Annotated in this window: 16 protein-coding genes; 8 read left to right on the top strand and 8 right to left on the bottom strand. The window is 66.7% G+C overall.

The genetic code is table 11. The annotated features are described in order from the left end of the window. On the top strand, positions 1-538 hold a 538-nt coding region (locus YH64_RS21845; protein WP_143215485.1), incomplete at its 5' end, for a hypothetical protein. Positions 539-645: 107 nt separating this feature from the next. Here YH64_RS21845 and YH64_RS21835 read toward each other — a convergent pair. The 3 genes from YH64_RS21835 to YH64_RS21825 form a co-directional block, all read right to left on the bottom strand. Then, entirely contained in the window at positions 646-1209 is a 564-nt protein-coding gene (locus YH64_RS21835; RefSeq protein WP_046803331.1) for an ureidoglycolate lyase, read from the bottom strand. Then, positions 1206-1445 (bottom strand): Arm DNA-binding domain-containing protein, encoded by a 240-nt coding sequence (locus YH64_RS21830; protein WP_046803330.1) that lies wholly within the window; start codon positions 1443-1445, stop codon positions 1206-1208. Before YH64_RS21830 ends, YH64_RS21835 begins: the two co-directional genes overlap by 4 nt. Before the next feature lie 160 nt (positions 1446-1605). Then, on the bottom strand, positions 1606-2124 hold the full coding sequence (locus YH64_RS21825) for an Hcp family type VI secretion system effector (RefSeq protein WP_046803329.1): 519 nt from the start codon (positions 2122-2124) through the stop codon (positions 1606-1608). Between the two features lie 379 nt (positions 2125-2503). Between YH64_RS21825 and YH64_RS21820 the strand changes: the two genes are divergently transcribed. The 3 genes from YH64_RS21820 (at position 2504) to YH64_RS21810 (ending at position 9180) form a co-directional block, all read left to right on the top strand. Continuing rightward, positions 2504-2884: a cupin domain-containing protein gene (locus YH64_RS21820; protein ID WP_046803328.1), complete on the top strand. Its 381-nt coding sequence runs from the start codon at positions 2504-2506 to the stop codon at positions 2882-2884. Between the two features lie 246 nt (positions 2885-3130). Beyond that, positions 3131-6298, top strand: a complete 3168-nt coding sequence (locus YH64_RS21815; RefSeq protein ID WP_082134362.1) for a WG repeat-containing protein — start codon at positions 3131-3133, stop codon at positions 6296-6298. A gap of 2 nt (positions 6299-6300) precedes the next feature. After that, entirely contained in the window at positions 6301-9180 is a 2880-nt protein-coding gene (locus YH64_RS21810; RefSeq protein WP_046803327.1) for a WG repeat-containing protein, read from the top strand. A 92-nt stretch (positions 9181-9272) separates the two neighbouring features. Here YH64_RS21810 and YH64_RS21805 read toward each other — a convergent pair whose 3' ends face one another. Beyond that, positions 9273-10145: an oxaloacetate decarboxylase gene (locus tag YH64_RS21805; protein WP_046803326.1), complete on the bottom strand. Its 873-nt coding sequence runs from the start codon at positions 10143-10145 to the stop codon at positions 9273-9275. Between the two features lie 101 nt (positions 10146-10246). Here YH64_RS21805 and YH64_RS21800 point away from each other — a divergent pair, with 101 nt between their 5' ends. Then, positions 10247-11128: a LysR family transcriptional regulator gene (locus YH64_RS21800; protein ID WP_046803325.1), complete on the top strand. Its 882-nt coding sequence runs from the start codon at positions 10247-10249 to the stop codon at positions 11126-11128. 110 nt (positions 11129-11238) lie between these two features. Here YH64_RS21800 and YH64_RS21795 read toward each other — a convergent pair whose 3' ends face one another. The 3 genes from YH64_RS21795 to YH64_RS21785 form a co-directional block, all read right to left on the bottom strand. Beyond that, positions 11239-12054 (bottom strand): siderophore-interacting protein, encoded by an 816-nt coding sequence (locus YH64_RS21795; RefSeq protein ID WP_046803324.1) that lies wholly within the window; start codon positions 12052-12054, stop codon positions 11239-11241. Between the two features lie 30 nt (positions 12055-12084). Further along, positions 12085-12801 (bottom strand): PadR family transcriptional regulator, encoded by a 717-nt coding sequence (locus YH64_RS21790; protein WP_185975413.1) that lies wholly within the window; start codon positions 12799-12801, stop codon positions 12085-12087. 71 nt (positions 12802-12872) lie between these two features. Continuing rightward, the gene (locus YH64_RS21785) at positions 12873-13733 is read right to left on the bottom strand and encodes a helix-turn-helix transcriptional regulator (protein ID WP_046803323.1); all 861 of its coding nucleotides are present in this window, start codon (positions 13731-13733) and stop codon (positions 12873-12875) included. Between the two features lie 100 nt (positions 13734-13833). Between YH64_RS21785 and YH64_RS21780 the strand changes: the two genes are divergently transcribed. Continuing rightward, a complete protein-coding gene (locus tag YH64_RS21780) occupies positions 13834-15300 on the top strand; it encodes an MFS transporter (RefSeq protein ID WP_046803322.1) in 1467 nt (488 codons plus the stop codon). 2 nt (positions 15301-15302) lie between these two features. Here the strand turns inward: YH64_RS21780 and proC are convergent, their stop codons facing one another. Continuing rightward, on the bottom strand, positions 15303-16109 hold the full coding sequence (gene proC, locus YH64_RS21775; RefSeq protein WP_046803321.1) for a pyrroline-5-carboxylate reductase: 807 nt from the start codon (positions 16107-16109) through the stop codon (positions 15303-15305). A 244-nt stretch (positions 16110-16353) separates the two neighbouring features. Here proC and YH64_RS21770 point away from each other — a divergent pair, with 244 nt between their 5' ends. Together YH64_RS21770 and YH64_RS21765 are read left to right on the top strand one after the other, a co-directional pair. After that, on the top strand, positions 16354-17790 hold the full coding sequence (locus tag YH64_RS21770) for an FAD-binding oxidoreductase (protein ID WP_046803320.1): 1437 nt from the start codon (positions 16354-16356) through the stop codon (positions 17788-17790). Between the two features lie 79 nt (positions 17791-17869). Next, positions 17870-18952, top strand: coding sequence for an ABC transporter substrate-binding protein (locus tag YH64_RS21765; RefSeq protein ID WP_046803319.1), 1083 nt, complete (start codon positions 17870-17872; stop codon positions 18950-18952). Positions 18953-18993 lie beyond the last annotated feature (41 nt).

Below are 18993 nucleotides of genomic sequence, written 5' to 3'. Positions count from 1 at the left end.
CGCATCGTCGTACTTCGTTCTGCGGGCAACGCACGCCTGCCGCCACTGCCGGCACGCCACCCCGGTTTACGCGCTGGCGTTGCCGCCGGGGCACGAAAGTACAGAGGCCGAGATCGAGTTGGACGACGATGGCGAGAGCCGGGGCCTGGACCCGGGCGCGTTTCACGATTGGCTGTTCAGCCCGCCAACCTGGCAACGCGTACCCGGCCCGGCGCTGATCTCGCAAGTGGGAATATTGGCGGCGGACGTGGCGGCGCACTTGCTCCAGGCGGCCCCGGCGCTACGCCCGGACCCGGACGGCCAGGGTCAATGGACCAATTTTTGCGAGCATTGCGGCCACGCGATATGGGAGGGCGATTTGTACCCAACCGTGGGCCAGGCCTTTTGCCCGAAGGACGATGCCGCTGCCACACAGGTCTTGGTACAGACCGTGCACACGCCCTTCGCGGCTTACGCGTCGATGATCTGGTCGGACGGCTATCGCAACCAATGGCCGCTGTTCAAGCGGCTGGGCGTAGCGTGCGGCGAGGCGGATTGAATCAGCGTCGGGCCGCGCAGGTCGGGCCGCGTCAGGTCGGACCGCGTCAGGTCGGACCGCGTCAGGCCGGGCCGCGCAGGCCCGGCGGGCCGGCCGACCTTCAGCGCTCAGGCATCCACGGCCTGCTCGCGTTCCGCCACGTCTTCAAGCTGATGCGTGGCAATTGCCACGATGGCGCTTTCGGTCGCGCGGGCATCGGTGCTCAGGTGCTGGATCAGGTCCAGCGTAGTGGACCGACGCGTCAGCATCAGGCAGGTCACCTCGGCATCGACCACGCGGGTTGCATGCCAGCAGCCCGGCCGCATGCAGATGCCCTGCCCTTGCGGCACAAGAAAGGCGGCCAGCGTCGTCAGGTCGGGGCTGCCGTCGGCATTGCTGCTGGCCACCACCTGGATGATCGTGCCGGTCAGCGGCACGATGGCCTGTTGCGTCAGCAGATGCTTTTCCAGGCTGGCGATGTCGGTCGCGCGGCTTCGGTAATTTACCCACAGCACTTCGGCGTCGCCGCCCGCGCCCGTGTTGAAGACATGTTCCTGCCAGAAGTCCGTGGCGGCGTTCGAGAACAGCGGCACCCCGTTGCCGTCCGGAATCGGCTTGCCCAGCATCCAGCCATAAGGCGTGAACGCTTGCGGCGTCAGGTCATTGACTTCCAACTGCGTGTTGCTTGTCATGCGGAACCCTGTGTTGGCTTGGGCGGCGTGCCGCGTTTGGGAAATTCAGCGGCGTAATCGAAATTGCCGCGCGCGATGGCTTCGATGATCGCGGCGCGCCGGTCGGCGGCGCGTTTCAGGTTGGCGGCCGTGGGCTTGACGCGGATGCGTTCCACGCAATGCCGGCCGTCGTAGTAGAAGCCGATCTCGATGGACGATTCCGACGCGGGCCGGACGCCTTCGAACCCCTGGCTCATCGCCTTTCCCGTGATGGTTGCTGTTGGGCCACATGATAAACGCTACGCGATGACGAAAAAAAGGCGCAGCGCGCCTTCGGTGAAACCAAGCCGCGATGACGCACCGATGCGCCGATGCGCCAGTGCGCCGATGCGCCGGTGCGACATCGCGGCGACCTGCTTAGCTTTCCAGCGGTTTGCGCCAGTCGTCCGACGCTTCGGTGCCGGCAATTTCGTGCGTCCACGTGATCTTGCGGTACGCCATGGCTACCTTGATCAACTGCGTGAAGTCCGATTTGCTGGGGTCTTGCGCGTGCGGCAGCACACTGGTGATGTCCACGATGGTGGCGTCTTCCAGCGCCGTCGTGAAGAAGTGTTCCTGCTTGCCGTCGATGGACGTGCGATACCACTTCACTTCAACTTCGGGCAGCATTTCGCCCGAGGCCAGCGCGTGATACAGCAAGGGCGTGGCCTTGTTCAGCGCGCTGGTGAAGATGAACGGCTTGTGCACGCGCTGGCCCGAAGGCTGGCCGCTTTGCGGGTCGGTCGGGGTGTTGACGCGGTGTTCGATTTCCTGGACCAGGATCTGGTCTTCGTGGCCTTCGACGTACACGTTGCCGACCGAATCCGCGGTGAAGGCGCCTTCGGTGATGTTGCCCTGGGTTTTGCCGGAAATGCTGATATAGGCGGGAGTAGGCATGTCGATTCCTAAGTCGTCGTAGTGGGTGGCCATGGTGGCCGGATGCCTCCCGAAGGAGGCGCTACGTAGGGCTAATGCAACATCCATGCCAAGGCGTGAATTAAAAAACTATTCGCAATGGAATCAAAGACTTGGGATGGATTTACGATAAGTACGACGCGCCGCTTCCCCCTTGTTGCCCGACGTTTCTCGGCTTTTCCGGGGCGATACGGGCCAGAACTGGCTCGCCAGAAAATAAAGGCTTATAGATCAACGCGTTGCAGCGGGTCAGATTTGGCCTGATCGAGCCAGATCTGGCCCAGCTCGGTACCATGGCCGATCAACGCTGTTTTGCACTACCTTGTCTTCCTGCCCCGCCCCGCTACCAAGGACGCCCCACATGACTACCAATTTGTCATCGCATTACGTCTTGCTGGATGCCGCCGGCACCGCGACAACCGTGAACGGCGGCGACGCGTTCTGGTCGCAGTCGCCTGACGAGCTGGACCGTTTCGGCCGTGGCTGGCTGGTGTCGGAATACACCTTCACCAAGGACTGGCCGCAATGGGAGATGCACCCCGAAGCCGACGAGATCGTCCGCCTGATGGCGGGCGCGGCCGAGCTGCATCTGGAATGGCCCACCGGCGTGCATGTGGTAAAGATGCTGGCCGACGATGCCTATGTCATACCGAAGGGCGCCTGGCATACCGTCAAGGTGATGGAACCCTGTCGCATGTTGCACATCACCATGGGCGCGGGCACACAGCACCGGCCGGTCTAGCGCGCAACCCTACAACCGGGAAATCAAGGCCAAGGCGAACCGCCGCCGACACGGCACCGACTTGCGACCGAATGGCCATGGGATTGCCACCCATTAACGCTTCGTTTTCTATCGTTACATTTACCCCTTCATTGCCTGCTACTGCTGGTTACAGTGCTGCCTTCGCATATTTTGGCAAGGCACCCCGACCATGTGGCACGTCCGGCTTGGCTTCCCCTTTTTCGCGGCGCTTGTCCGCGCCTTCGCATGATGCGCGCCGCGATCAAGCCGCTGGCCCTGGCCCTGGCCTTGGCCCTGCCGACACTGCCCGTGACCGCGCGCGCGGAGTCCTGGCTGGACCAGTGCACCACCTCTTACTACGGACAGGGCTCGGACCCGGTCTGCCATCAGCCTTTCAGCGAAGGGCTGGCGGCCGTGCTGACGGGATCGCGCAGCGATGAGGCCGGCGCCTGGGGCTATATCGACAAGCAAGGACGCATGGCCATCGCGCCTGCCTATCGGTACGTCATGCCGTTCCAGAACGGCGTGGCTGCCGCCAGCCAAGGCGAGCTGTGGGGCTATATCGACCCCAAGGGCCAGTGGGTTATCAAGCCGCGCTATACCAACGCCACGGGGTTCAATGCCGAAGGCACCGCGCTGGTTGAAGAAGACGAGCGGGACGTCCTGATCGACCGTCAGGGCAACGTCGTCAAGACCTTTCCGCTGGGCACGCGCACATGGGGTTTCATGCCCGGCCAGAAGCTGGCATCGATAGAAATGCCCACGCCGCCGCGCCTGATCAACACCACGACGGGCGCGGCCGCCGAGCTGCCCGAAGGCGTGATGATGCTGGCCGCGCCGTCGGCCGGTTACCTGCCCGCGCAGGTACGAGGGTCGCGCTATTCCGGGTGGTGGGGCTTGCTGGATGCGCAGGGCCGCTGGGCCGTGACGCCGCAGGTGCTGCGTTCGCGCGAAGCGCCCATGCGCGACGGCGACGTCGTGGCCGTACGCCGCGATGAAAAGTGGACGTTCGTGAACCCGCGCGGTGAAGCCATTTCGTCCGCTGCCTACGAACGCGTGCAATGGCTCGCGCCCGGCGTGTGGCTGGTAGCCACGGAAGACGGCAAGTCGACGTTGCTGGACGGCCGCCTCAAGTCGACGCATGCGTTCACCACGTCGTACATGGGTGTGCAGCAGCGCGATGGCTGGCGCTATCTGTCCGACGCATCGACCACGCTGTTGATCAGCCCGGCCGGAACGATGCAGAAGCTGGCGATACGCGACGGCCGCGTCGACATCGTGCAAGGCCGCGCGTGGGTCTATGGCATGCCGGTCGATGGCGCGCCGCGCGCGGATGGCGCCGGCGACGCCGCAGCGGGCGACGCCGCAAAGGAAGCCGCGCCCGTTGCCGTGGAAGCCTCGGACGGTAACGTCGATATCGCGGCCGAGGCAGTAGCGGTCGATGCGGCGGACAATGCGGCCGCCGCTGCGGCAGGAGCCTCCGACGCGTCCAAGCCCGGCACGGACGCGGTGGCGGCGGTCGGTACCGCGGCGGTCGACACCGCGGCGGTCGGCACCGCGGCGGTCGATACCACCGCAGCCGACACCGCCACCGTCGTCACCGACGTCGCGGAAACCGTCGGCCCGGATCAAGCCGCGGCCGGGGCCGAAGTGGCCGACACCATCAGCTCGGACGACGCCGCCTCGTACTCGGCTACGGTCGCCAGCGCCGATGGGTCGCTGGTGCAGGTCTACGCGGCCGACGGTAAACCTTTGCTGGATTCAGACACTGCCCAGCGCCTGCGCGGCTATGACGTCAGCGAGTTTTCACCTCGCAAGACCGCCCCGCGCACGCCGGGCAACGCGACCATGCCGCTGGCGCTGCTGCGCGCCCTCAACGGCGACCGGCCGCTGGCCATCCTGACCGCCACCGGCAAGATCGTGTCGAACCCGCAATGGGAAAACATCGACACCTATAACGTGACGATGCCGCTGCTGGTGCGCGCCAAGGGCGACAAGATGGGCGCCATCGACGGCCAGGGCAAATGGGCGGTGCCCCCGGAATACAGCGAATTGCGGCCGTTCAACGGCCCCTACACCTGGGCGCGCACGCCCGACATGCTGCGTCGCGATGCCATCCTGATCGATGCGCGGGGCAAACCCACGCGCGTGCCGGACGAGGTGGGCGCGGCAGCCTCCGACCTGGACGGCGATCTGCTGGTCTACCGCGCCGCCGACGATAACCGTGAGCGCCGTTGGGGCCTGTGGAACGTGCGCTTGAACGCGCCCGCCCTGAAGCCCGACTACGAACGCATCGAGGAATTCGACGACGACTGGGTCCGCGTCCAGGACAAGGACCGATGGGGCGTCGTCAACCGGCAGGGCCAGTGGGTCGTGCCGGCCAAGCACGACAGTGCCTACGGCATGGAATATCTGGGCAACGGCGTCATGCTGGTGAGCGAACCCGAAGGCAAGGGCCTGGCCGGCCGTTACGGCGACAGCCCGTACCGCATGGTCAACCTGCGCACCGGCAAGCACAGCGACATCATCTACGGCAAGCCCGACAAGCTGGCCGAGGGCCGCTACATCGGTCAACTGGCCGACGGCAGCGCCGTGCTGTTTGACGCGCAAGGCCGTGCCACCAAGATTTCCGACGGCCGTCCCGAAAGCAAAGAGCAGCACGGTGAATGGCTGATCGTGCGCCAGGACGAACGCGAAGGCGCCATCGACGCGCGCGGCAACCTGCAAGTGCCCGCGCTGTATGGCGAATTCAACCCCTTCTTCGTGCAGCCCGAGGGCCTGGCGCGCGTCAACCAGGGGTCCGGCTATCGCGTCATCGACCAGCAGGGCAAGACCGTGCTGGAAAAGCGCGGCGACGGCTTCCCGCTGGCGTCCATGCGGCGCGTGCTGTTCACCGACGACAGCTCGTCCACCACGGTGTTGACGGACCTGCAAGGCCGCGAAGTGGCGCGCCTGTCCGGCCGCTATCCGGTGGAATACCGCCACGCCAGCGAAGGCGTGGTGCCGTACAGCGAGAACTACGGCAAGTACGGCTTCCTGGACGCGGCGGGCAAGCGCGTCGTGGGCGCGCACTTCAGCGTGCTGGGCCCGTTGAAACACGGCCTGGCACGGGCGCAACGCCTGGACCGCACCGGCAAGCTGTATGGGTTCATCGACCTGAGCGGCCGCTACGCCATCCCGCCCGCCTACAACTGGGCGCAAGACTTCCAGGACGAACGCGCGATGGTGTTTCACGACCACCTGGTCGAATTCATCGACCCACGCGGCAAGACCACCACCACCTTTGGGGTGTTGTGCGACCAGATCGTGATTTTTGACGCGGAAGAAAACCAGAGCTGGCCGCGCGAAGCCCTGACCTGCTCCGATGCCAAGCGCATCGATCCCCCCGCCCTAGACTCCGCCAAAGCAGAATGACCATGACGTCACGCGTGATCCGCACCACCCGTATCGCCTGCGCGCTGGCCGCGCTGGGCGCATCCCTGTCCGCGCAGGCGCAGACGGGCCATGTGTTCTGCGTCGACGAAGCCCGCGCGCGCAACGACGCCGCCGTCGACGACATTTCCAATCACACGCCCTACACCAACGGCTGCATCCGCAATATGGCGGACGGACGCGCTGCCGTGCTGCTGCCGTCGGCGCTGGAACCCATGCGCCGCGTGCCGTCGGACGAGTCCTTGCGCCGCCATGCGTGGGGCTTTCTGGACCAGAACGGCCGGCTGGCGATCCGCCCGATTTTTGAATCCGTGCGCGACTTCCGCCACGGCCTGGCCGCCGTAAAGTGGCAAGGCAAATGGGGCTTCATCAACCCGCAAGGCCGCATGGCCGTGGCGCCGCGCTACGACAGCGTGGGCGACTTTGCCCAAATCGGCCTGGCCGTGGCCACGCTGGACGGCCGGCACCTGTTCATCAACCGCCAAGGCGAACCGGTCGGCGATCCGCTGGACGCCGGCATCGACAGCCTGGAGCTGGCTGATGGCCTGCCCGCGCGCGCGGCCGTGGCCTTCAAGCCGGAATACCGCTCGCCCACCGGCGAACGCCGCTTCGCCGCGCCCGGCGTGGCGGTCAAGCAAGCCTATGGCCCGGACCTGTACATCGCCACCGACGGCGAGTATCGCCAGGGCCTGGTGGACCGCGATTGGAACTGGGTGGTCGAGCCCGTGTACCACGACATTTCCACCGACCGCGACGGCAGGCTGGCCGTGGCCGATGGCCCCGACGGCGTGGTGCTGCTGGGTACGGACGGCAAGGTGATCGGCGCGGACCAGCACTACGAATCGATGGGCCCCGTGGGGCGCAAATTCTGGAGCGCGCAGCTGGCCGGTCGCAAGGGCTATGCGCTGCTGGACGCCACCGGCCAGCTGGTCGCCACCCTGACCTCGGAGCAAGCGCATGCCTCGCAGCGCTTTCACGACACGATCGTGTACCCCTCGGGCGAGACGCTCATGGCGCTGGTGCCCGGCCAGGACAAGCCGCTGACGCTGGGCGCGGGCCTGTCGCCCAGCATCAATGAAGAAGGCTTCGTGCTGTTCAGAGGCGAGACGGGTGTGGGCCTGCTGACGCCCAAGGGCGCGTGGCTGCACGGCGAATCGGCGCCCGCATGGCTGGCGGATGCCGGCGACATGGAAGTCCGCCAGGGCCGCCTGTGGATCAAGAGCCAGGAACGCGCGCTGCTCAATATCGTGGACGCCGACGGACACGCGTTACTCAAGCCCGAAGCCGTCGAAGCCACGCAGAACATGGAATTGAAGGCACTGTCCGTCAACGTGCCGGGCGCGCCGTTGGGCATGCTGGGCCAGTCGCATTGCCAGTGCGGCCCGGCAGGCGCCGGCTTGCTGCTGGCCGACGGCAGCCTCGTCACCGATGCCGCGTGGACGAGCCTGACACCGCTGGACGCAGACGACGAGCGGGGCGGCGATGCGCCGCTCTTGGACGAGGGCCTCAAGGCAGATCAACTGCGCTACGCCGCGACCACCGCGGACGGCATCCGTCTGCTGGACGCGCAGGGGCGCGTGATGGACCTGCCGCCCCAGCAACACATCGGCGCCTTCAACAACGGCTACGCGCTGGTGTACGCCAAGGGCGTGAACAAGATGATCGATCGCGCGGGCAAGCAGTACGACCTGCCCGCCGGCGTGTTCGATTCACAGGTGGTGGCGCCGGGCGTCATGCGCTATGTGAAGACCGCCAGCGCCGATGCTCCGTGGGGCCTGTACGACTTTGTGGCGGGCAAGGAATTGGCCGCGCCGGCGTTCCAGGAGATCGGCGTGTTCCAGCACGGACAGGCCGGCGCGTCGCTAGGCGCGGGCCGCGTGGGCGTGATCGACCTGCAAGGCAAGTGGATCGTGCCCGCGCGTCATCATGGCGTCGAGCGCGTCAACGACAAGCTGTGGAAGGTGATGCAGGCCGGCGGCCAGGACGAGGACTACGCCCGTCCCGTTGCGCTGTTCAACGACCAGGGCCGCGCGCTGACGCCCTTTATCAGCCGGCTGCAAATCGGCCGTGCGCAAGACGGCAGCGTGACGGCCGACAGCGATCAGCGCCGCTGGGTTTTTTCAGCCGATGGCACCCATGCGCTGGACCTGGAAGACGCGCTGTACACTCGGCTTGGCGACTGGCTGGAAATTCGCCGCGCGCCCCGCTATGGCTATCTGAACGATCAAGGCCAATGGCAGATCGCGCCTCGCGCCGGCGTCACGTCGATCTTCCAGGGCGCGCCCGCGCGCGCGCTGGCCGCCGATGACAGCGGCACCCGGCTGATCGATACAGCGGGCAAGACGGTGGCGACACTGCCCGCCGGCGAATGGGATTGGCCGCAAGGCTCGCCGCTTTTGCTGCGGCACTACGAGGTCAATGGCCGGTTGCGCACCGACTATGTCGAACCCGGCGGCAAGACGCGGTTGACGGCCGAAGGCGCAACGTCCGCGTTTTCGGAAGGCCAGGCGGTGTCGCTGCTGTCCACGCGCGCGATGCGTGCGCTGGACGCCAAGGGCACGCTTACCGGCCCGGCATTTAATGCGTTGGGTACGCTGCGGGACGGCCTGGCCCCGGCCCTGGCCGATATGAACTTCGGCTTTGTCGACCGCCACGGCGAATTTGTGATCGCGCCCGACTACAGCGCGGTGACGCCGTTCCTGAACCAGCGCGCGGTGGTGTCCACGACCGACGCGTCGGAAATCATCGACCCGGCCGGCCGCGCGCTGGCCCGCGTGCAGATGGTGTGTGGCGTGCGCACGCTGTACGGCAGCGCGGGGCAACGCTTGTGGCCGAACACGATGCCGGCGCGCTGCGACCGTTAGACCGGACCGTTAGACCGTTAGGCCGTTAGACCGTTAGGGCTGGAGCACCACGCCTTGGCCCGCGGGCGGTCGGCGGCGCGGGCGTTGGACGCTTACTGCGCGTCCAACGCCAGATAACGCGCGGTCTGCACGATGGCCTCGCGTTCCTTGAAGCTGGTCAGGCGATCGGCCAGCGCGCTGCTGTCGCCCGTTTGCTTGATGGCCGCCAGCGTGGCCTGCATGGCGTGGATGGCCGCGCGTTGCAAGTCCGACGGAATGATGGCCAGGCGATAACCCATCGCCGCCAGATCGGGCAACGGCACCAGCGGCGTCTTGCCACCGTAGAACATGTTGATGAGCTTCAGGCCGGGCAGGCGGTCGGCAATGGCGCGGATCTGCGCCAGCGTTTCGGGCGCTTCCACGAAGATCATGTCGGCCCCGGCTTTCAGGTAGCGCTCGGCGCGCGCGATCGCGGCATCAAACCCTTCCACCGCGATGGCGTCCGTGCGCGCAATCACCAGCGTGTCGGCGTCGCTCAAGGTCTGCCGGGCAATATGCACCTTGCGGCACATCTCGTCGGCGTCCACCAGGCTTTTGTCGTCCAGGTGGCCGCAACGCTTGGGAAACGACTGGTCTTCGATATGAAACGCGGCCACGCCCGCGCGCTCCATGATGCGCACGGTGCGCTCCACATTCGCGGACCCGCCAAAGCCGGTGTCCGCGTCCGCCACCACCGGCAGCCCGCTGGCGTCGACGATCTTTTCCACGCGGTCCATCACTTCTGTAAAGCTCAGCAGGCCGATGTCCGGATATCCTGCCGCGCGGGCGATGGCGCCCCCGCTGGCATACACGGCGCCAAAGCCCGCCGCGGCGACCAGCCGCGCCGAGAGGCCGTCGTAGGCGCCGGGCGCGACCACGATGTCGTGGGCCAGTTGCTGGCGCAGCAGGGCGCCGGGTGTCAGGGAGGGGGTCGCGGAGCGCGTCATGGAAATCCTTGATCGGTGGGGCAATGTCCGCATGATCGGCCTGCGCGAATAGAATGTCCAATATATGGAATGTTGATAATCAGTACATAACAGGTATCGATATGGAATTGCGTCATCTGCGTTATTTCGTGGTGACGGCCGAGGCGCAGCACTTCACCCGCGCCGCTGAAATACTGGGCATGGCGCAGCCGCCGTTAAGCCAGCAGATCCGCCAGCTGGAACACGAGGTCGGCACGCCGCTGTTTGACCGCACGGGGCGCGGCGTGGTGTTGAACGACGCGGGTCGCGCCTTTCTTACCTGCGCGCAAGACATTCTGCGGCGCACCGACGCGGCGGTGCAGACGGCCCAGCGCGCCGCGCGGGGCGAGGTCGGGGAATTGGCCTTGGGGTTTACCGAGTCGGCGTCGTTCAACGGCGTGGTGACGGAAGTGATACGCCAGTATCGCCAGCGCTATCCCGACGTGGACATGACGCTGTCGCAAGGCGATAGCGAAACGCTGGTGGCGCAGCTGCGCGAAGGCGCGATCGATGCCGCGTTCGTGCGGCCGCCGTTTGCGCTTGATGGTGGGCTTGCGTTCACGCAGCTGACCGAAGAACCGCTGGTGGTGGCCTTGCCATTGGGGCATGCGCTGGCACGCCGCAAGCGGCTGGCGCCGAAGGATCTGGCGCAGGAACGCTTCATCCTGTATTCCCGCAAATCGGGCTATGGGCTCAGCGCGGACATCATGGCGGCGTGCCGCCAGCATGGCTTGAATCCGTTGATTGGCCAACGCGCGCCGCAGTTGTCGTCGGCGGTGAATTTGGTGGCGGCGGGCATGGGCGTGGCGGTGGTGCCGGCATCGTTGCGCCACCTGCGCCCGGACGGCGTGGTGTATCGCCCCTTTGCCCTGGACTGGCCACGCGCGGTGCTGGGGCTGGCGGTGCGTGAAGACCGGCCAGGAGGACGCGTGGAGAACCTGCTGCGTCTGGCGCGCGAGGCGTAAGGGACGATGCCGGGCGCCGGATGCGTGACGCCGGATGCGTGATGCCCGATACCTTAAGGGAAGGCGTCGTGGCGGCGACGTTGACGCGCCCCCGCCGCGCCACGCAGCAATCAGTCTTCGTGCGACTCGTGCACCGCGACCGCGCCACGCTTCCAATAACTCGCGGCACGGATGCGGGATTTGTCGATGGCGTGTTGCGACACCATGATCTCGCGCACGGCCTTGGCCACGGCGGACTCGGCGGCCACCCACACATAGCCCTCGCCCGCCGGCAACGTCAGTTCGCGCGCCGCTTGCAATAGCAGCGTGCTGTATCCCGCCGGCGTGCCGTTGCGGTGCAGCCACCGCACCGACGTTTTCGCGGCCGAGGCCAACGGCATTTCGTTATCGGGCGACGGCACTTCGATCAACACGATCGCTTCGGCCCCGGCCGGCAGTTCTTCCAGGCGGCGGGCGATGGCGGGCAGCGCGGTTTCGTCGCCAATCAGCACATGCCAGTCGAACCCCTTGGGCACCACGAACGACCCACGCGGGCCGCCGATACCCAGCTGCTGCCCGGGCTGCGCCTGTGCCGCCCAGGTGCACGCCGGCCCATCGCCGTGCAGCACGAATTCAATCTCCAGCTCGCGGCGCGCGGCGTCGAAACGGCGCGGCGTGTAATCCCGCGCGGCGGGCTTGGGCGCGCCTTCGGGAAACTTCACGCCATCGGGCCCCACGCTGGGCAAGGCAGGCGCTTGCGTCGGATCGGCCGGAAAGAACAGTTTGACGTGGTCGTCGAATGACGCCGAGACAAAGTCTTGCAGGTCATTGCCGGTGAACGTGACGCGGGCCAACAGACCGGCCACGGGTTCGACGCGCACGACGGTCAGGACGCGCATTTTCAGGGTGTGGCGCACGCGCTCCACGGTCAGGTCGCTACGGTTCATCAACACTCCAGATTCGGGAAAAGGACAAGATCAAGCACAGGGCTTGCCGTTGATCTCGTCGGTGGCGCGCGCCAGGATGGCGGCGATGCGGCGTTGCTCGGCGGGCGAGGCATCGGTGCGCTCCATCAGCGCGCGGCGCATCGCGTGGCGCGCCTCTACAAATTCCGGCACCCAGCCGGTGCGCGCGTCCTCGCCTTCCGGGCCCACGCTGCGCGGCTCGCCGCTCCAGGCCTGGCGCATCCAATCCATTTTTTTGGCGATGTGCTTGAAGCGGTTGAACATCAGCGCGACGCGCTCACGGTTGGCATCCAGATGCGCCTTGCCGGCGTCCGCCAGGTGGTAGCGCTTCTTCGCCCCGTCTTGCTCGACGGTGGCGTAGCCCAGCTCTTCCAGATAGGTCAGCGCCGGGTAGACCATGCCGGGGCTGGGCGTGTAGAAGCCATTGCTCAGCGCACCGAACGCCTTGATCAGTTCGTAGCCGTGGCTGGGATTTTCTTCAAGCAGGCCCAGCAGCATCAGTTGCAGATCGTCGGCCGACACGCGGCGGCCGCGTGTGAAACCACGGCCATCGCCGCCGAACCCATCGGCGTCGCCCCGCCCGTCATCTGGCGGGCCGGAAAACCAATCGCCGCGCGAGGCGGCGTGGTGCGAGGGGTGGTGGTGGGGATGGTGGTGGTGCTTGGGATGGTGGTGATGGCGGCGGTGATGGCCACCGTTGTCGGGTGTCTGAAAGTCGGGATGGCGCATGGAATGCCTCTTACGATGTATCTTAAGATATAGATCTTACGATACATCCGAGAAATCGCCGCCGTCAACTTCTACGTTGCGTGGCGTGTCTTCAACCATAGTGCGAACGGCTCCGCCTTTGGCTCTTCAGGCGCCGCCGCATAGACCACCAAGCGCAGGTGGCGGCTTTCATCCACGGTCAGCGTGGTGTGCTCGAAGGCGATGTCGCCCAGCGAATCGATATGCAGCCGGCGCTGGCCCATGCAGGCGCCGTGCACATCGTGCTCGCGCCACCACGCGTTGAAGTCCGGCGATACGGCTTGCAGTTCGTCGACCAGTTCGGCGATGTCGGGCACCCCCGTTGCACTGGCAAAGTCGCGACGAAACGTGGACAGCATTGCGGGCGCCTGTGCCGGCCAGTCCGAGAACAAGCGCCGCATCGCGGGCACGACGAACAACATCCACAACAAGTTGCGCCGCCCCGTGGGCTGCGCCGAGAAATCGAACACGCGGTCCGCGGCGGCGTTCCACATCACCACGTCCCAGCGCAGGTTCAGGATGTACGCGGGGCGGGTCGGCAGGTCGTCCATCAGCCGTCGCACCTGCGGCGGCACCGTGCACCAGGTGCGGCCCGCTTCGGCGGGCGGGCGCTGATGGGCCAGGAGGTACAGGTGGCGGCGTTCGGCGGCGTCCAGCTTCAGCACGCGCGCCAGGTTTTCCAGAAACGTCGCGGACACGCTGATGTTGCGGCCTTGTTCAAACCACGTGTACCAAGCCAGCCCCACGCCGGCCAGCGCGGCCACTTCTTCGCGCCGCAACCCGGGCGTGCGGCGCCGGCTGCCGGCGGGCAGGCCAAGGTCGGTGGGGCTTAATCGTTCGCGCCGCGACCGAAGGAATTCGGCCAGGTCGGGGCGGGTGCGGTCCAGGCGTTGCGGGGCGGGAGCTAGGGTCATGGGAAGTGGCTATTGCCTGTAGTAACAGCATAAACAGCTAAATTGTATAAGGCTGAAAGCGTGGCCAGAATAGCGCCGATCCCCCTTGATCGGTACTCCCATGACCTCGAACTCCCTGCCCTCCCCCAGCGCCACACCGCCCTGCCCCGACACCCGCGCGTTGGGTCCATTGGGACTGGGCGTGCTGCTGTCAGGCGGCTTTATCACCATCTTCGATCTGTTCGTGGTGAACGTCGCCATTCCCAGCATGCAGACCACGCTGTCCGCCTCGTTCGCGCAGATCAACTTCATCATCGCCGCCTACGAAATGGCGTTCGGCGTGCTGCTGATCGCGGGCAGCCGCCTGGGCGACCGCCATGGTCGCCGTCGCTTGTTCAGGCTTGGCATGGCGGGCTTTGCGCTGGCCTCGGGTCTATGCGGGCTGGCCCCCGATGCCAACACGCTTATCGGCGCGCGCGTGTTGCAAGGGGCCGCCGCCGCGCTGCTGTTTCCGCAGGTCTATGCGCTGATACGCGTCAGCTACGACAGGCATGCGCGCCGGCGCGCGTTCGGCCTGATGGGTATGACGCTGGGGCTGGCCGCGATTGCCGGCCAGGTGCTGGGCGGCTGGATCGTGCATGCCGATTTCCTGGGCCTTGCATGGCGCACCGTCTTCCTGGTCAACGTGCCGCTGGGCCTGGCGGCGTGGGCGCTGGCACGCCACATACCTGAATCCCGCGAGGCCCGGGCCGCGTCCATGGACTGGCCCGGGGCCGCGTGCCTGGCGGCAGGGCTGGCCTTGCTGCTGCTGGCCTTGATCGAGGGGCCCGCGCGGCATTGGCCTGCGTGGACCTTGGCATGCGGGGCCGCATCCGTTGCGGTGCTGCTGGCGTTCGCGCGCATGCAACGCAGCGTCAAGGCGCGCGGCGGCGCGCCGCTGCTGGACATGGGCTTGATCGCGCAGCCGGGCTTTGCGGCCGGATGCCTGCTGGTGATGCTGGTGTTCTCCACCGCCAGCGCCATGTTTCTTAGCTACGCGTTGTTGGTCCAAACCGGCTTCGGGCTGGACGCGTTGACGGCGGGCCTGATCTTCGCGCCCGCCAGCGTGGGCTTCGTTGCGGGGTCGATGGCCGCGCCGCGCCTGGTGAACCGCTTTGGCACGCCGGCCATCGCTGTTGCGGCCTTGCTGTACGGCGGGGCCACCGCGGCCTTGATGGTGAAGGTGGGCATGGCCGGCGCGGCGCTGTCGCCGTGGTCGCTGGTGCCTGCGCTGGTGTGGCTGGGCGCCGCGCAGGGCGCGGTCAACACGCCGCTGGTCAACGTGGTGTTGGGCCTGGTTCAAGACCGTCATGCCGGCATGGCGGCGGGGGTCGTGTCCACCTTGCAACAAGTCGGCGCTGCGCTAGGCGTCTCGGCAGCGGGCATGCTGTTCGGCGGCGCCTTGCAGGCGCATGCCCACGCCGACGCGCCCGAACGCTACGCCCACGCATTCGCGACCGCCATGCAGTTCAACGTCGCGGCCATCGCCGTGTCCGTCGCATTGCTATGGTGGCTGGGGCGACACCGCGACACGGCCTCACTGGGCTGAGATCAGCCCGCCGACAGTTCCCGTGCGCGCTTTTCCGCCTTGTGCACCGCCGCGCCGATGGCGTCGGCCACGCCGGCTTCGCGCAAGTGCGTCAGGGCGGCATAGGTGGTGCCGCCCTTGGATGTGACGCGATCCTGCAATTCCGTCAGGGGCACGTCTTCGCTTGCCGCCAGGCCTGCCGCGCCGCGAAAGGTGGCGACCGCCAGGCGGCGCGCGTCTGCCTCGGAAAAGCCCAGCTCGACCGCGCCCTTTTGCAGCGCCGCCATGAAGTAAAAGACATAGCCCGGGCCGCTGCCCGTCACGGCGGTGACGGCGTCGATCATGCCTTCGGTGTCGGTCCAGATGCGCTCGCCCACGGCGGCAAACAGGGCGTCGACGCGGTCGCGCTCGGCGGCGCCGCACGCCGCCGTGGCGTACAGCCCCGTCATGCCCAGCCCCACCTTGGCCGGCGTGTTGGGCATGGCGCGCACGATGCGCGCGTGGCCGCCCAGCCAGTCCGACAGCGAGGCCAGGTCCACGCCCGCCGCGATGCTGACGACCGTGGCGCTGGCGGGCAGATATTCCCGCACCTGGGCGCAGGCGTCCTGCAAGCCTTGCGGCTTGGTCGCCAGCACGCACAGCGTGGCGTCAGCGACGGCCGGTCCCACGCTTTCCTGGCAGGCCAGTCCCCGCGCCCGCAAGGCCTCTCGCGTGGGCGCGTAAGGCTCGATCACCAGGAAGTCGGCCTGCTCACGGCCTTGTCCTAGCAGGCCGTCGATGATGGCGGAGGCCATGTTGCCGCCTCCGATAAAAACGATCTTTTCGCGCATGGGAATCCAGTTCCAAAGAGGCAGGGAAGGCGACGCAGACAGACCGCATATCGCACGATACGATTGTATTTCGCTCATTTGGCGGGCGACAAGCCGTATGTTCCCCACCCGCCTCGACTAGGACATACCCTAAATTCGATTGATATACGATTAATCAAATCGAAAAGCGATTTAAGTGATCGTATGCTGTGCCTCAATGCGCTCGGGTTCGTGTGATCCCCGAGCTTCATTCGGGACCACAGACATGACCAACGGCATCACCCTGCTAGACGCGTTGACCCAGGCCCTGGGCGCGGACGCCATCCTTCATTCCGACACCGACATGGCCGGCTATACCGAAGACTGGCGCGGCCGCTACAAGGGCCCCGCACTTTGCGTTGCCCTGCCCGGCAACACGCAGCAGGTGGCCGACATTGTGCGGCTATGCAACGCCCATGCCACGCCCGTGCTGCCGCAGGGCGGCAACACCAGCCTATGCGGCGGCGCGGTGCCGGATGCCAGCGGCACGCCGCCCGTCATCGTGAACCTGGCGCGCATGCGCCGGGTGCGCCGCGTGGATGCCGCCAACAATTCCATGGAAGTAGAAGCCGGCTGCGTGCTGGCCACGGTGCAGGATGCAGCGGCCGCCGAAGGCCGCTTGTACCCCATCAGCCTGGGCGCGGAAGGCTCGTGCCAGATCGGCGGCACCATCGCCACCAACGCGGGCGGCACGGGCGTACTGCGCTACGGCAACACGCGGGACAACATTCTGGGTCTGGAAGTGGTGCTGCCCGACGGCGCCATCTGGAACGGCCTGACCGCGCTACGCAAGAACAATACCGGCTTTGATCTAAAGCACCTGTTCATCGGCGCCGAAGGCACCCTGGGCATCGTGACTGCCGCCGTGCTCAAGCTGCATCCGCTGCCCACCCGCCACGCCGTGGCCTGGCTGGCGCCGGACAGCCCTCAAGCCGCGCTGGAAATCCTGGGCATGTTCCAACGCGCCTGCGGTTCGCGCCTGTCGGCCTTTGAAATGATCGACAGCAATCAGCTGGACATCGTGATGGCGCATGTACCGGGCCGCAAGAACCCGCTGGGCGACGCGCACCCGTGGCATGTGCTGGTGGAACTGTCCGACACGGGCAGCGGCGACGAACTGCAAGCGCTGTTGCAGCAGACGCTGGAACACGCGTCCGAACAGGGCCTGCTGCACGACGCCGTGCTGGCCAGCAACGACAGCCAGCGCGCCGCGCTTTGGGAAGTGCGCCACAGCGTGTCCGAAGGCAATAAGAAGGCCGGCGTGGGCCTGACCACGGACAGCGCCGTACCCGTGTCCAGCGTGCCGCGCTTCATCGACGAAGCCACCGCCGCCGTGCGCCGCCTGGTGCCCGGCCTGCCGGTGCTGATCGTGGCCCACCTGGGCGACGGCAACGTGCACTTCATTCCCTTCTTCACCTTCGACGCCTGGAACGCCCTGCCCGACCGCGACGCGATGGCCGCCGATATCCGCCGCGCGGTCAACGATGTGGCCGATGCGCTGGGTGGCACCTTCAGCGCCGAACACGGCGTGGGCCGCACGTCGCTGGCCGAAATGGCGCACTACAAGTCCCCCGTTGAACTGGCGATGATGCGCGCGCTGAAGGCCACCTTCGACCCCGCCAACCTGTTCAACCCCGGCCGCTTGCTGCCCCGCATGGATTGAACCGCCCGCCTTCGACCCCCCGTGTTTTGAATCCCCACCCTTGATCCGCAGTCCCTGACCCGACCCGCAGGAGTCTTCCATGAAAACGATCCCCCACAACGCCTCGCGCCGCGCCGCGCTGAAAACCGTGGCCGCCGGCGCCGCCGCGCTGGCCATGCCCATGATCTGGACGCCGTCGCGCGCCGCCTCCAAGCGCATCGTCGTGCGCGATGACGGCGGCATCTACAGCAAGGCCTATGGCGCCGTGTTCTACAAGCCGTTCTCGGAAGCCACCGGCATCCAGGTGGTGGGCGTGCAGGCCAACGCCGAACCCACCGCGCAGATCCGCAGCATGGTCGACACCGGCAACTACACCTGGGACATGGCCAAGATCAGCCAGCCCGCCATCCTGATGCTGACCGAAGGCGGCAAGGTCTATCTGGAAAAGCACGGTCTGGAATCCGACCCGGTCGTGGCCACCATCCCGCCGCAATACATGTCGCCCTACGGCGTGGGCAACAACGTCTACACCACCGTGCTGGCGTACCGTACCGACGCCTTCAAGGGCCGCCGCGCGCCCGCGTCGTGGGCCGACTTCTGGAACGTCAAAGACATCCCCGGCCGCCGTGGCCTGCGCAAGCATCCGTTCGACACCATCGAAGAAGCGCTGATGGCCGACGGTGTGCCAACCGACAAGGTCTACCCCTGCGACATCGACCGCGCGCTGGCCAGCCTGGACAAGGTCAAGCCATCGGTGGATGTGTGGTGGAACACGGGCGCGCAGGTCGAACAGATGCTGGGCTCGGGCGAAGTCGACATGATCGCCACGTGGGTATCGCGCGCGCAATCGGCCATCGCCAACGGCGCGCCGGTGCAGATCGTGTGGGACCAGAATATCTGGGGTTGCGACAACTGGTCCATCCTGAAAGGCACGCCCAACGCCGACGCCTGCCGCGAGTTCATCAAGTTTGCGTCCGACCCCAAGCGCCAGGCAGCGCTGGTCGAGTACTTTGCCGCCGGCGTCACGCAGCCCGCCGCCTTTGACCACATCAAGGCCGACGTGGCGCGCAACTGCCCGACCCACCCCGACAACATCAAGACCGGCCTGCACATCAACGCCGCGTACTGGCTGGACAAGCAGCGCGACGTGCTTGAACGCTTCAACGGCTGGGTCCTGAAATAAGCCATCGGCCGCGCGCCACCGCCGTGGCGCGCGCCGCGCGA

This window comes from Achromobacter sp. LC458 (assembly GCF_001005835.2).
Classification (GTDB): Bacteria; Pseudomonadota; Gammaproteobacteria; order Burkholderiales; family Burkholderiaceae_B; genus Achromobacter; species Achromobacter spanius_B.
This window is presented reverse-complemented; position numbering and strand designations above follow the sequence as displayed.

Coding starts and splice junctions, on each gene's coding strand:
- YH64_RS21810 (WP_046803327.1), top strand. CDS start 6,301: ATGACGTCACGCGTGATCCGCACCACCCGTATCGCCTGCGCGCTGGCC.
- YH64_RS21800 (WP_046803325.1), top strand. CDS start 10,247: ATGGAATTGCGTCATCTGCGTTATTTCGTGGTGACGGCCGAGGCGCAG.
- YH64_RS21835 (WP_046803331.1), bottom strand. CDS start 1,209: ATGACAAGCAACACGCAGTTGGAAGTCAATGACCTGACGCCGCAAGCG.
- YH64_RS21795 (WP_046803324.1), bottom strand. CDS start 12,054: ATGAACCGTAGCGACCTGACCGTGGAGCGCGTGCGCCACACCCTGAAA.
- YH64_RS21780 (WP_046803322.1), top strand. CDS start 13,834: ATGACCTCGAACTCCCTGCCCTCCCCCAGCGCCACACCGCCCTGCCCC.
- proC (WP_046803321.1), bottom strand. CDS start 16,109: ATGCGCGAAAAGATCGTTTTTATCGGAGGCGGCAACATGGCCTCCGCC.
- YH64_RS21830 (WP_046803330.1), bottom strand. CDS start 1,445: ATGAGCCAGGGGTTCGAAGGCGTCCGGCCCGCGTCGGAATCGTCCATC.
- YH64_RS21805 (WP_046803326.1), bottom strand. CDS start 10,145: ATGACGCGCTCCGCGACCCCCTCCCTGACACCCGGCGCCCTGCTGCGC.
- YH64_RS21815 (WP_082134362.1), top strand. CDS start 3,131: ATGATGCGCGCCGCGATCAAGCCGCTGGCCCTGGCCCTGGCCTTGGCC.
- YH64_RS21765 (WP_046803319.1), top strand. CDS start 17,870: ATGAAAACGATCCCCCACAACGCCTCGCGCCGCGCCGCGCTGAAAACC.
- YH64_RS21820 (WP_046803328.1), top strand. CDS start 2,504: ATGACTACCAATTTGTCATCGCATTACGTCTTGCTGGATGCCGCCGGC.
- YH64_RS21785 (WP_046803323.1), bottom strand. CDS start 13,733: ATGACCCTAGCTCCCGCCCCGCAACGCCTGGACCGCACCCGCCCCGAC.
- YH64_RS21770 (WP_046803320.1), top strand. CDS start 16,354: ATGACCAACGGCATCACCCTGCTAGACGCGTTGACCCAGGCCCTGGGC.
- YH64_RS21825 (WP_046803329.1), bottom strand. CDS start 2,124: ATGCCTACTCCCGCCTATATCAGCATTTCCGGCAAAACCCAGGGCAAC.
- YH64_RS21790 (WP_185975413.1), bottom strand. CDS start 12,801: ATGCGCCATCCCGACTTTCAGACACCCGACAACGGTGGCCATCACCGC.